The sequence below is a fragment of the Odoribacter sp. N15.MGS-14 genome, assembly GCF_000980245.1.
Lineage (GTDB): Bacteria > Bacteroidota > Bacteroidia > Bacteroidales > Marinifilaceae > Odoribacter > Odoribacter splanchnicus.
In genome coordinates this window covers 47,734-61,339 of the sequence record NZ_LARE01000006.1, presented here as the reverse complement: position 1 = coordinate 61,339, position 13,606 = coordinate 47,734, and the positions used below count along the sequence as shown (strand labels likewise).

Sequence of the window (13,606 nt, the reverse complement as noted above, 5' to 3'; positions counted from 1 at the left end):
AAATAGTGAAGGATATGTTAGAGCTTTCGTTACCGGGATTCGATTATAAGGTGAAAAAGCAAAACGGGACGGTGATGATATTCGATATCGTCCGGAAGAAGTATGTGGTCCTGACGCCTGAAGAATGGGTACGGCAACATGTGGTGCATTATCTGGTAGAAAAGAAAGGATATGCGATCTCCCGGGTTGCCGTCGAAAGAGAAATTGAACTGTATGGCCTGAAAAGGCGTTTCGATATCGTGGTTTTCGACCGGAGCGGTAATCCTTGGCTGCTGGTCGAATGTAAAGCGCCTGCTGTGGCACTTACCCAAAAAGTGTTCGACCAGGTGTTTCGCTATAATCTGACACTGGCAGCTCCCTATGTAGCCATTACCAATGGGGTTCGCCATTTTTGCGGTTATATGAATCAGGAAAACGACTTCTGTTTTCTGGACGATTTCCCGGAATTTTCCCAGGAGAGGGAACTATTGGCCTGATTCCTTATTTATACGTAAATCCCATCCAGGTATGCCTGTTATTGATAGAACAAGCTATCCGGGAAGGGATTTGTGCTGATGACGTGGTGAAGCTTTCCGTGATTCTGAATGTTATCTTTTTTTTATCACGATATTTTTCCCGCCCATGAGGTTCGTTTGGTTCTTTCTTCCACTTTTATAAGCGATTTGTGTCAACAGATTGGCTGGCCCTTCTTTTATGTTTTCCGGTATCCAGACAATAGAGTCCCGGTACGGTTTGAGCACGCCGATCAAATGATCATTATTCCAGTTTTCCCAATAGACTCTGATATCTAAGTCCTGGTTGATCACTCCCTTGATGGTTACAGGTTCATTCAGATAAACGGTATCCGAAACGGTCAACGAATAACTAATCTCTTCCGCATTCAGGTAATCTTTCTCGCAACTGTTCATAAACAGTAAAAGGCTTGCTAAAATCATACCGGTAATTACTGAGCATTTTTTCATCATTCTCCAAAATTTTCTGTTATTAAAGGCCTTATAATTTGTGGGGTTCCTGTGGTAGGAATAATAAAGGGCAAAGAAATAAATGAATCTCTTGTATAAACAACAACAGCCCCGCTATTACCTGTACCACGAGTACTAACTCTAGTTTGTACAAAACTTATATCTTTTTCATTAATGGAAATATATTTTTCTGGAATCCATAAATTTGAGGGAGATAAAAAATAGTTCATTGTCATAGTCTTTTTTTCTCCAACAGAACCTCCACCTCCTAAGCCCTCGAATCTTACATTGCGTGTGGAGTAATTTCCGTCTTCTTTCTTATAAACTCCTTTTGAGCAATAAAAACCAAGAACATCTACAGAATGGACTGTTTTGTACCTTTTATATCTTCCTAATACTCTTTTGTATGATGTAGATTCTAATTGTAATATTTGCTTTCCAACCCATTCTCCGTTAGTATTTCGAACAATTTCTCGAATATATAATACTGTAACATGTACACGTCGTTTATTACCTGTATATGTTGAAGAAGCTATGGGGTATCTTGGTTCTTGTTTTGTTCGTGTTTGGGGAGAGTTGTTAACAATATATTTTCTGCTTTCTATGTTCCTAAGTTGATTGTCTTTAGTAATAATTTCATCTGAAATCACTTGATGTTTATATTTATTGATGAAAAAATATCCCTCATTATTACAAATTAGTTGATATAATCGAGAGGGTACTTTGGCTTGAATTGTTTCATTTTCATCTAAATACACTAAATTTTCGTATTGTTTTAATTTCTTTTCAAAAGATACACTATCAGAAAAAATATCTTCCTCTGCATTTGAAATTGCATGATATAACGAATAAAAATTATTTGTTTTTTCCCATGCAAAAAATTCCTCATCAGACATTTTTTCTAACACATTTACTAATGTACTCATTGCTTCGGGAGATTTGAAATGTAGAATACCGTCTATAATTTCATAGGAATTCTGTTGGGAACAGCCTTTAGTTGAAGGAAGATCTTCTTTTTCTATTATTTTTTCTTCACAAGAAAAAAATAATAAAATTATACTAATACATTTTAATAGTTTATTCATAGTTTTAAAAATTAAAATTGATGGATTAAAATTATAGAATAAATTAAGGATTCAATTAATATACCTCTTGTTTCTAATTGTAATGTTGTTTTTTTATACACTGATTGTGAGTTTGTTATAAAAATAGTATTAAGAAAAATTGGTAAAAGGTGATAATTCGTTTATAAGGGGTGGAAACTGGAGACTTGTTATTCGGGAATCTAAACGGGGGCAGTCTGTTTTATAGGTAAATGATAGGAGTACTGCTTGCCGTATATTCCTGCTGTAGGGTTTCGGTGAGTGATTTCAGGATATTCGTCCTTTTGTTTCATTCGGGCGTATGTTTCCGGATTTTCTCCCGTATGTTTTTCCAAAAAGATACGGACGAATTTTAAAAAAGATATGTATGGATTTTAACGAAGATATGTATGGATTTTCCGGGGGAGAATGATCTTTCCCGGATCAGAGTCGGTTTGCAATTCAGTGATACATTTAGGGTAAACATATATTAACTGCCAAAATTCTATTAAATACAAATTCTAAATGGTGTAATCTGGTATGTAGGTGCCTTATCTTATTTTGTGGATTCTGTATTTGTAATTTGTGTTTTTGTAATTGTAAAACAGAAAAATGTGTGTCTGTAAATCAGTTTGTTGTGATTGGACAGGTTTGTAAATTTGGTAAAAAAATGAAATTGAATTGTAAGGTCGTATTTATCCTGCTTTTTCTTCTATGAATTGTCCAGTAAGGAGAGTATTATTGTTAAGATATCGGCCCGTTCGTCCATACCCAATTTTTTCCGGATAGCCGTTTTCCGTTTGTGGATTGAATAGACACTTTGCCGGATGACAAAAGCGATTTCATCGGTTTTGAAACCACCTCGGATCAGACAACACAATTGAATTTCTTTTTCGTTCAGGGAAGGAAACTTATCCTTCAATTTTTGCTGGAAATTGTTGTATAAATAATTTATGGTGAAATAGAGTTCATCCCAGTTTAAATCGGTCTGTCCGATGTCTCCCAGAATTTCATTATACATTTTTAAAAATGCCTGATGCTTGTCATGGGGATAGCTTGAAATAAAAGCTAATTTTTTGGATACTTCCAATTTATTCAGCAACAGTTCTTTAAATTTATCCTGACATCGGTTTTGTTCTTGGCATAAATGCTGTAGAGTTTCGATCATTTGGCAGGCGTTCAGGTATTTTTCCCGTCTTTTTTTCAATAAGATACCGATATAAGTGGCTAGTAGTATAAAAAGTAAAGCCAGAACGAGGTTACCGTTGACCAATAGCATGCGCTGGCGGACCAGCCTGCGGTTTTCGCGTTGCCATTTCTTTTGGTGGTGGCGGTTGACGATATTGTCGATACGTTCTTCGGTCTTGTTTAGTTGGTAATCTGTAATATAGGTTGTATATTTCTTATAATGATTTAATGCCGACTGATAGTCTTTCTTTAACTCGGCAATTTGGTATAGTTGTTTATAATATTGGGCTTGTAATTTTTCCGAATCGTCCGTTGACACGGATGCCTTTTTCAGATAATACCTGGCAGAATCCAGCTGCTGGCGATGTAGATAAATTTCACTTAAAAGGAGATAACCCTGTTTCTGAAACTCCGGATTCGGATCATATTTTAAGGCATTATGCGTGTAAAGAATTGCATTCGCTGTATTTTGTGTGTTCGAATAAGAAATACTGATCTGCAACATGAGGTAAGCCACATCTACCGAATCCTGTAAATTCAAAGCGTTTAGCTCGGCCTTTTTATAATATGTCCGGGCTGCTGCATATTGTCTGGTGTTGAGCAGACAGTCGCCCATTTCATAATTGCTGTATTTATTCTGGGGAGAGTGATATTCTATGGCTTTTTGGTAAGATTCGATACTCGCTTGTTGGTCACGGCGAAGTTTATATAGCTCTCCGAGGTGATAATGAATTTGAAATAAGAGCATACTGTCTTGTCGTGGTGCATTCTCTTTTGCTTCCGACAGGTTGATAGAGGCTTTTTCATAATAACCGTTCTTGCTGTCCATGATACCCGTAAATAAATGGGCCCACCCTGCTTTGGTTGAATCACCCTGTTGCTGAAAATATCGGGCTGTATTAGAAAGGGGAGGATATACCGAGATATCCTGATAGGCTTCGTAAGCAGCATGAACTTTTAATAAATATAGGTTGTGACGGGCATTCCGTTTTAATATTTTTGGGGAAATGGAATCCAGCAGCTTCAAAGCTTGTTGAGGGGAGGAATAAATCAATTGTGCAGCTTGATTCAGCATTCTTTCTGAAGGATATCGATTTCGGCAACTGCCCCAAAGGCTTGCAAAAATAAAGATGAACAGACAGCTTTTCATATTTGGTTCGAAAGGTTTGTATTCACTTTGCTAAGTTTACCTTTTTCAGTATGCTGATTGGCGAATCTGCAGTTCTGATAGATAGGTCAGTAGTTTCAGTTCCACCAATCAGCAGGGGGCCGATTTTTGAATAAGATGCTAATTACGAAAAGTCATAGATTCGACTTTTCGGGCAGTCTCGGTAATCGGGATAGCGCTCCTTTATTTGTTTGTATTGAAATAGTTGTCCAACAGTTCGAAAGCAACGGCAAAGGAGCTGACCTGATTACTCATGACCTGTTTTTCTGCTATTTTTAAATTTTCCTTTTGGCTTTGATAGAAATGGTTGCGTAATTGTTCGTCGATGGTTTCGTACATCCAGTATGTGGATTGTTCGGCACGGCGGACATCGAAATAACCGTTTTGTTGAGTTTCACTGCAATAGTGCAGGATATTTTCCCAAATAGCATCGATACCGGTGCGTTCATAAGCGGAACAAGTCATGACTTTGGGCATGACGCCGGATTCGTGGGGCGGAAAAAAGTGCAGGGCGGTCTGGAGCTGCGCTTTAGCTAGTTCTGCCCGTTGAATGTTGTTCCCGTCGGCTTTGTTGATAATGATGCTGTCGGCCATTTCCATGATTCCCCGTTTGATGCCCTGAAGCTCGTCTCCGGCTCCGGCAATTTGTACCAGCAGGAAAAAGTCGACCATCGAGTGTACGGCTGTTTCGCTTTGGCCTACACCGACCGTCTCGATGAGGATGATGTCGAAGCCGGCTGTTTCACAAAGGATCATGGCTTCGCGGGTTTTCCGGGCGACACCACCTAAGGAACCTGCTGACGGGGAAGGCCGAATGTAAGCATGAGGGTCACAGGCAAGCTCTTCCATACGGGTCTTGTCGCCCAGGATACTTCCTTTCGACCGTTCACTACTCGGGTCGATGGCCAATACAGCGATTTTATGTCCCTGGCCGGTGAGATATTTTCCGAAACTTTCGATGAAAGTACTCTTGCCGGCTCCCGGTACACCCGTGATACCGATCCGTACAGACCGTCCGGAGGAGGGCAGACAACGGTTGATCACTTCCTGGGCAACGGCCTGGTGCTCGGGTTTGGCACTTTCTACCAGCGTGATCGCCTGGCTTAGGATGTTGATGTTTCCTTTCAGAATACCTTCGACATAATCGTCGGTGGTCAGGGTTTGCCTCCGTATATTTTTCAGGCGCGCAGCAATATTGGGATTCATGGGATCGGGCTGCTCGATGCCTTTGTTCACCTTTAATCCTTCATATTCCGGAGCATTCTCCGGATGTTCTATACATTCTGACATAATTTCCCAGATTTGATTTGTTTCACGCAAAGATAGGATAAAAAGGTGGATTTTCATAAAAAACAGCCGGTAACCGAAAGTCTGGAAAGAAACGATTGATTTGCCGACTGCCTGCTGGGTTTTTGGAACTCCGCTATATAATAGGGGACAGGCAAGTTTTGTGTACTTTTTAATAAAAAAATAAGCGTGGAACTTGCACATACCCGGAATCAAGGGAACTGGTATTCCACAACAACCGGGTAAGACAAGCTCACGCTTAGAATATGTATATTTATATACGTACTCACTACGCGAGCGTTGTCAATATCCGCCTTAGTTGTTGTAAATGAATCACAATTGAAATTACCAGTTTCTTGATTCTAAGGCGCTTTTGAAAACGCTACATGAAATAAAAAAATGCCGATACCTCTTGTATCCGGCTTTACAAAGAAATATAATTTTTAGTTTATATCCAATTATTTTTAAATATTTTTTAATCGTTCGATCAATTCATCACCTAAAGCGGTTTTTGCCTTTATGTGTTCCTGGACGGTTTCCACGAAAGGATTATTTTCAAAAGCTCCCCGTACCTGTTCGAAATCGATCTTCTTTTGTTTTTGATTACCGTCGGCTCCGAAACCGGTTTGAGCTGTCATGGAAAATTCTTTTTTCGCATCTTCATAAAGCATTTTATCGAGATTGACCACAGCTTCTTTCCAGGTATTCACTATCCGGATCACATCCCCGGCTGTGATACTTTCAGGTGTGACCCGGTACCAGGGTTGCATGACTTCCCAAGCCCAGGTCCATTCGAGTTGATAATAGTCGGCATGAAGTTGGCGGAAAGTATCCGTGATCTGTCCGACAGATTCGATCTCTCCGTTTTCTATCCGGCGGATCAGGCGGATGATCCCTTGTTGGGGGACGATCAGACCGGAAAGGTCTACCCATTCGCCGCTACCTTCTGTCCGGGTAGGGGCCAGGCGCTGGCGGATCTCTTCGTTGTTGTGAAATGTCAGGTTTTCCAGCCTTTTAATGATCGAGTTCCCTAGAAATTTGTTGATAGCCATGGAATAATATTGGATACCTTTTTTCAGGGAATTACTTTTGATGTGTGCACTTTGGTATGAATATTCTTCCGAAGTTTCACCGGACACCTGTTGCAGGGTGCGGAGTACTTCTATACCGCTCAGCATTTTCTGAATGGTATAGGGACTGAGCAGGTTAAAATTAATATAATCGAGTTGATGGCTGTCTTTGCGTTTGTCACGTTTGGGCCATTTCTGAGCATCCCGGATCGTACCGACACTCCTTAGATTGACTGCCGGTACCAGATAAGTCTGGTTATTTTGTTCGATCAGATAGGAAAAAGGCAGGTCCGAAGTATCCGGATGGCTGACATGCCGCCCCATAATCAAAGAAAAAGCCCCGATTTTCGCCGGCCAGAGTATATAAGAATCACTGGTTGTTTTCGAACCGCGTTCGACGATACCTTGGTGGATGGGTCCCAATTTATAAAGATGATTGCTTTGGTTTGAACCACTACCGGCATTCAGAAAAGAGAACATACCGGCGATCAACAGACTGGATTTATGCATGGTCACCGTATAAGGACCGGCAAATACGGCACAAGCCTCTCCGTTTTCTCCCTGGCAATTGCTGAAGAATAGAGAATCATGAGCTGAGAACAGATGGCCTAAATGACAGGCTTGCCCGATGAAACACCGTACTAAAGCTGCTCCGTCGTTGATACAGGTGCCCGAAGAAAAAATGAAATCTTCAGCCATCACATTATGACCGATAAATACCGGTGCTTCTGCATTACTGTTGATGGAACCGTTTTTCAAACGGGATGTACCTTCGATGGTCGTGTAATCGCCTATGCAGACGTTACGGATCGTTCCGGTGTTGATGATTCGTACGTGATTACCGATTTTTCCTTCTGTCGAGGACACTTGCTCGGTATATCGTTCGATCAGTGCCTTGAGACGCTCGGTCAGGACAGGAAAATGGCGGTATAGGGCGATAATATAAGCCAGATGGGCCGATAATTCATTGAAAATAGGCACTTCCCGTCCTCCGGTTTCATTCAATACAGCCACTAAAGTTCCGTTTCCAAAGGACGAACGTCCTTCCGTTACGATCAGATTGGCATTCTGTATAAAACAATTTTCTCCGATCCGGTAGTTGGCGATATAATTGGGGATATTTTCGATCAGGACATTATTACCCACCCGACAGTTGTGTAAGGTGACATTGAACAAACCGGCATGTCTGGGGAGTCCTCCCTCTAAAATGAACTCGTAATCGAATATGCCTAGTTCGATATCTCCTGAAAAACGGACATTTTGTATATAATCGGTTTTAAATCCGGAAGCAACTTTTACACGTTGCCAATCTGTCGAACTGCAGCCTTGTGCTTGCAGCCGGGTGATTTCCTCCTGGGTCAGATTTCTCAATACCATACGATTTTGTTATTTTATCTGAATGCAAAGATATACTTTTTGCATCAATATTTATCCGGTGGATAGAAACGGTCGGGGAAATGAATGAACGCTTAAAAATAAATAGAAGTTTGTTTGGTTAAGTGGTTTGTAATCAGTGTAATGGGATATGAATAGCCTGAAGAAACGAATATTTTTTGCTTTTCAATAAGAAAAAAGTAATTATATTTGTTCGGTTTTACGGAAGTGATCCTAAGGAGACTTTCAGTGCTGATACCGTGGTTTTAAATATCCTGAGGTCTGAAATTGATTATTATTTTTAGCTTCGTCGGTAAAAGTTGTGCAACGTGAATGAATAAAGAAATCCTTTTTGAAGATATCAAGTGTGGGAATTTGAGTGCTTTTGAGGCATTATTTCGGCAGTATTATCCCTCTATGTGTGTGATTGCCGGAAAATTGGTCGCTAACAGGGAAGTGGCAGAGGATATTGTACAGGATGTTTTTATCCGTTTATGGGAAAAAAAGGCGGAATATGACAAAATACCGGATTTCAGGACTTTTCTTTACGTTGCAGTGCGTAATCTTTGTTATAATTACCTGAGAGATAAAAAGAAAACGATCGATTTTTCCCAGATCGAACTGCCTGATAAGCAACTTTCTTTTCAAGAACAACTGATACAGGAAGAAACATATCGCTTGATCTCTAATGCAATTGCGGAATTACCTGTACAAAGTGGAAAAATTATGCGGCTGGCTCTCGAGGGAAAGCAAAATAAAGAAATCTCGGAAATATTGGGAATCGCAGTTACTACTGTAAAAACCCTGAAATACAACGCACTGAAAATGTTGAAAAATTCCCTGAAAGGTTATTTCCCCGTGTTGTTGTATATTTTATTCCGGAAAAAATAAAAAAAATGATTCCCATTCATCCTTTTACAATCTTTGTGTGTTCTTAGGACAGAATCTTGAATGTACAATGAAATGGAGTATCAGGAAGAATACCGGATGGCAGATCTGATCAGAAGACAGTGGTTAGGTATTATCACCGCTGAAGAGCAGGCAGAACTGGAAGCTTGGAGCTTACAAGAGGAGCATGCCCGTCTTTATGCAAAAATCAGGAACCAGGCCGAGTTGCAAAAGAGAAATTTATATGTGGACGGATTGGATGTAGACGGAGTGTGGCATAAACTTCGGGAACAGATTGCTGACGTTCCTGTACGAAAACGCCGTTTCTTCACCCGTTACCGGGTGGTAGCTTGTCTGCTGTTATTGATCGGTGTCGGGACTTTACTGGTGTATAACCGGTATAGCCGTTTGCAGCCTTCAGACTTATTGGTCCAGTCCATTCATCCGGGATCTTCGAAAGCAGTTCTGATTACGAACGAAGGCAAACAGATTATTTTGCAGGATTCCCTGAACCAGGAAATTCAGGTGGATGAATCGGTGACTGTAAAGAATACCGGTCTGTTGGCGGAATATTGTCTGCAAGATTTACAGGCCGCAGAACAGGCCGAAATCAAGTACAATACGATCGTTGTACCCCGTGGTGGGGAATATGAAGTTCGGCTACCGGATGGGAGCTATGTGTGGATGAATGCTGATTCGGAAATTCGTTTTCCGGTCGTATTTACGGGGCAGACCCGGCAGGTCAGTTTAAAAGGAGAGGCTTATTTTAAAGTGGAAAAAGATAGCTTGCATCCTTTTATCGTGAATGTATACGATAAATTGAAAGTAGAGGTATTGGGGACAGAGTTCAATGTGCAGGCTTATTCGGGGGATGAGGTGGTAAAAACGACGCTGAATTGTGGAAAAGTCAGGGTTATGATGGGGAAGGAAGCTTTGGAACTGGCACCTGATCAACAGGCAGTCTGTGACTTACGGCATCGGAGATTTCACAAAATAGAGGTGAATGCAAACTATTTTTCGGCTTGGAAGGACGGTAAATTTATTTTTGAAGATGAACCTCTGGAAAATATTTTGAACAGTCTGGCCCGGTGGTATAATATTTCTGTTTTTTATCAAAACGAGGAACTCAAAAATTTTCATTTTACCGGAGATTTGGAGAGGTACGATGATTTTTCCGTCGCTTTGCGGATGTTGGAAAAAGCCACTAATATACGGTTTCTGGTGACCGGTCGCACTGTCGTAGTTCAAATAATATAACAATTACCTGATATAATGATGAATGGGGGTGAGAAAGCGGCTTACCCGGCTTTTTTCATGTCTTAACTTAACTAAAATAATCAGCTTATTTATGGGAGAAACAATCGTAGAAGCCCGGCACTTATCGCATCGTTATGCAACACAGTGGGCTATTCAAGACATTAATTTCGAAATCAGTCAGAGGGGGATTTTGGGGTTATTGGGTTCTAACGGAGCAGGTAAATCGACGACGATGAATATTATCTGTGGGGTTTTGAATCAGACCGAAGGGGAGGTTTTTATCAACGGTATCAATTTGAGGACCGATCCGGTAGAGGCCAAGAAGTATATCGGTTTTTTACCGCAACGGCCACCTTTATATCCGGAATTATCCGTTGATGAATACCTGACTTATTGTGCCCGTCTGCGGCTGATGGACGCCCGGGAAATCCGGCAGGCAGTAGATACGGCCGAAGCTAAATGCGGCATTACACATTTTAAAAAGCGGTTGATCGGAAATTTGTCCGGGGGTTATCAGCAACGGGTGGGAATTGCACAGGCAATCGTTCATAATCCGCGCTTTGTGGTACTGGACGAACCGACTAACGGGCTCGATCCGGTGCAGATCGTAGAGGTCAGACACCTGATTAAGGAGATCGCTGCTGAACGGGCAGTTATGCTTTCTACCCATATCTTGTCGGAAGTACAGGCCACCTGTGATAAGATCAAAATGATAGAACACGGTCATATGATTTTTTCGGGTACGATGGAAGAATTTAATAATTATGTAGAACCTTGTTCTTTTTTGGTGACTTTCGGTAATCCGCCGGCTCCGGAAGAATTGAAAAATATCGATGGCATTTCGGAAGTCGAACCGTTGACCCTCAGGGAGTATCGCGTATATTTCACAGCTCCGGCCGGTATTACACAACAGGTCATTGCCCGGAGTGTAGAGAAAGGATGGCAATTGGAAGAAATTTGCCTGGAGCGGGAATCGCTGGATACCATTTTTGCACGTTTATCTAAGAATAGTAAATGATATGAGGCTCAAAGATTTCAATATAGTTTACCAAATCGCCCGGACAGAATTGAGGGTTATTTTTTATTCTCCTGTAGCCTGGTTGATTTTGGTGGTATTTGCCGTACAATGTGGGTTTTCGTTTTGTGACGTGATCTGGCCGGCGATAAAGAGCCAATCTTTAGGATATGAGGTTCAGGCTCTGACGGGTAGTGTGTTTACGAGCGGAAAAGGTATTTTCCCGGTGATGCTGGAACACTTGTATTTTTATATTCCTTTGCTGACCATGGGACTGATGAGCCGGGAATTCAGCAGCGGCTCTATAAAGCTATTGTATTCTTCTCCGGTGACTAGTGCCCAGATTATCCTGGGAAAATACTTGTCGGTTATGATTTATTGTGCCGTTTTGCTGGGGGTGATTTTAGTATATGTCGGTCTGGGGGCTTTGACGATCGGGCATATGGACGGTACGCTGATTTTTTCGAATTTTTTGGGTATGTATCTGCTGATTTGTGCTTATGCTGTCATCGGGCTGTTTATGTCCTGCCTCACTTCCTATCAGGTAGTGGCTGCTATCGGAACTCTGGCTTTTTTATCTTTTTTGAATTTTATCGGCGGAGTGGGACAGGAGATACCTTTGGTCCGGGATATTACTTATTGGCTGGCTTTGAACGGTAGGGTAGGCCTTTTTGTCGCCGGCATGATCAATACGGAAAACTTAATTTACTTTTTGGTGGTGATCGCTGCTTTTCTCTTACTTTCGGTCTGGCGTTTACAGGCGGTAAGAGAAAAACAGCCGGGGAGGAAAAAAATACTGAAATTAACGGGATTGGCAGTAGGAGTCGTTGTGCTCAGTTATGTTTCGTCACGTCCTTTTCTTACCTGGTATTGGGATACGACCGCTACGCAGAGTAATACTATTTCTGTTCTTTCACAGGATTTACTCCGGCAATTGAAAGGAGAACTGAAGATCACTACATATGTGAATTTATTGGATGCCAATTATGAGAGTGGGCTGCCAGCGGCACATAAAAAGGATTTCGAACGTTTCCGCCCTTATGCCCGCTTTAAGCGGAATTTGAAACTGGATTATGTGTATTATTATGATTATGCCGGATATAAATATCTGGACGAATTGTATCCCGGGTTGTCGGACCGGGAAAGGGCTGAAAAAATCTGCCAGGCTAAGGGCTTGGATTTCGGTATGTTTCTGACGCCGGAAGAGATTCGCCGGAAGATCGATCTGAGCGGAGAATTGAATCATTTTGTCCGCCAGGTGGAATGGAACGGTGAACGGAAGACCTGGTTACGGGTGTATAAAGATATGTATGTATTCCCCAGTGAGCAGGAGATGACTGCTGCTCTGAAAAGGTTGTTGGTAAAACCGCCCAAATTGTGTTTTCTGACCGGATACGGCGAACGGAATAGTACGAATAAGAGAGAAATGGATTATAGTTTTTTTTCCTCTGAGCTGTCTTTGCGGAGTGCTTTGATCAATCAAGGGTTCGATGTGGAAGATTTCTCTCTTTCCGGAAAGGAGAGAATTCCGGATGAAGTGGATATTTTAGTAATAGCCGATGTAAGAAGTAAGATCCCGGAGGGAGATTTCCGGATGATCTGCGAATATATTGAACGCGGGGGAAATTTGTTTTTGCTGGGTGAACCGGGTACGCAGGAATTTATAAATCCGTTGGCAGAATTGATTGGGGTGAGATTCCGGAATGGGATGCTGTTACAGGCCAGGGAAGGATATTTACCTTCTTTGACAATTGCCGGAATGGATCCGGAGGGGGATGAAAAGTTCCCGGTTTTCCAGAAAATGCGGCAATATGGTTTTTGTTTTGCTTTACCTGGTTGTACAGGTCTGGAAATACAGAAAAAGGGCTTCGGGATAACACCTGTTGCCTGTGTGGGGGATTCCATCAGTTGGCAAGTGAACCGGTTGTATGCAGAAGATGCTTTGAAGGGTCTGAATCATCCGGGCCCGGCCGAAGGGAAAGTACTGCCTGTCATTGTCGCCCTGGACCGTAAGGTCGGGGATAAAGAACAGCGGATTTTAGTTGCCGGGGATGCCGATTGTATCAGTAATGCAGAGCTGACCCGGGCCCGGCAGGGAGTTAAGACTGCTAATTTCACTCTGGCTACCGAATCTTTCCGCTGGTTGGCCCGGGATGAATTTCCGGTATTGCTCCCCAGTATACCTCCCCGTGACAACGAATTGTATTTGGGACGGAAGGATATGCCCTGGCTGAAATTCGGAACCATGGGATTGCTGCCCGGTCTTTTGGCCCTGGCTTATGGAGTGGTTCACTACAGAAGAAAAAGAAATTAAG

The 13,606-nt window shown here is 41.9% G+C and carries 10 protein-coding genes; 5 read left to right on the top strand and 5 right to left on the bottom strand.

What is annotated here, in order from left to right; translation table 11 throughout:
* The first annotated feature begins 14 nt into the window (after window positions 1–14).
* Window positions 15–476 carry a type I restriction enzyme HsdR N-terminal domain-containing protein gene (locus tag WS34_RS02205; protein ID WP_013613704.1) on the top strand — a complete coding sequence of 154 codons (462 nt, stop codon included), beginning with the start codon at window positions 15–17 and terminating at the stop codon, window positions 474–476.
* Between the two features lie 111 nt (window positions 477–587).
* Here WS34_RS02205 and WS34_RS02200 read toward each other — a convergent pair whose 3' ends face one another.
* From WS34_RS02200 to WS34_RS02180, 5 genes are all read right to left on the bottom strand, one after another.
* A complete protein-coding gene (locus WS34_RS02200; protein WP_041557056.1) occupies window positions 588–965 on the bottom strand; it encodes a hypothetical protein in 378 nt (125 codons plus the stop codon).
* Window positions 962–2,047 (bottom strand): hypothetical protein, encoded by a 1,086-nt coding sequence (locus tag WS34_RS02195; RefSeq protein WP_046402876.1) that lies wholly within the window; start codon window positions 2,045–2,047, stop codon window positions 962–964. The genes WS34_RS02200 and WS34_RS02195 overlap by 4 nt, the downstream gene beginning before the upstream one ends.
* A gap of 709 nt (window positions 2,048–2,756) precedes the next feature.
* Window positions 2,757–4,307 carry a tetratricopeptide repeat protein gene (locus WS34_RS02190; RefSeq protein WP_046402875.1) on the bottom strand — a complete coding sequence of 517 codons (1,551 nt, stop codon included), beginning with the start codon at window positions 4,305–4,307 and terminating at the stop codon, window positions 2,757–2,759.
* 276 nt (window positions 4,308–4,583) lie between these two features.
* On the bottom strand, window positions 4,584–5,678 hold the full coding sequence (meaB, locus tag WS34_RS02185) for a methylmalonyl Co-A mutase-associated GTPase MeaB (protein ID WP_046402953.1): 1,095 nt from the start codon (window positions 5,676–5,678) through the stop codon (window positions 4,584–4,586).
* Window positions 5,679–6,151: 473 nt separating this feature from the next.
* Complete coding sequence (locus WS34_RS02180; protein WP_022159310.1) at window positions 6,152–8,134, bottom strand: DUF4954 family protein; 1,983 nt, start codon at window positions 8,132–8,134, stop codon at window positions 6,152–6,154.
* 330 nt (window positions 8,135–8,464) lie between these two features.
* On the opposite strand from WS34_RS02180, the gene WS34_RS02175 reads away from it, so the two are divergent.
* The 4 genes from WS34_RS02175 to WS34_RS02160 all read left to right on the top strand — a co-directional run bounded on the left by WS34_RS02175 (window position 8,465) and on the right by WS34_RS02160 (window position 13,605).
* The gene (locus tag WS34_RS02175; protein WP_022159309.1) at window positions 8,465–9,022 is read left to right on the top strand and encodes an RNA polymerase sigma factor; all 558 of its coding nucleotides are present in this window, start codon (window positions 8,465–8,467) and stop codon (window positions 9,020–9,022) included.
* A gap of 72 nt (window positions 9,023–9,094) precedes the next feature.
* Window positions 9,095–10,276: a FecR family protein gene (locus tag WS34_RS02170; protein ID WP_049782952.1), complete on the top strand. Its 1,182-nt coding sequence runs from the start codon at window positions 9,095–9,097 to the stop codon at window positions 10,274–10,276.
* 91 nt (window positions 10,277–10,367) lie between these two features.
* Window positions 10,368–11,294 carry an ABC transporter ATP-binding protein gene (locus WS34_RS02165; protein WP_013613718.1) on the top strand — a complete coding sequence of 309 codons (927 nt, stop codon included), beginning with the start codon at window positions 10,368–10,370 and terminating at the stop codon, window positions 11,292–11,294.
* A 1-nt stretch (window position 11,295) separates the two neighbouring features.
* Complete coding sequence (locus WS34_RS02160; protein WP_046402874.1) at window positions 11,296–13,605, top strand: Gldg family protein; 2,310 nt, start codon at window positions 11,296–11,298, stop codon at window positions 13,603–13,605.
* Window position 13,606 lies beyond the last annotated feature (1 nt).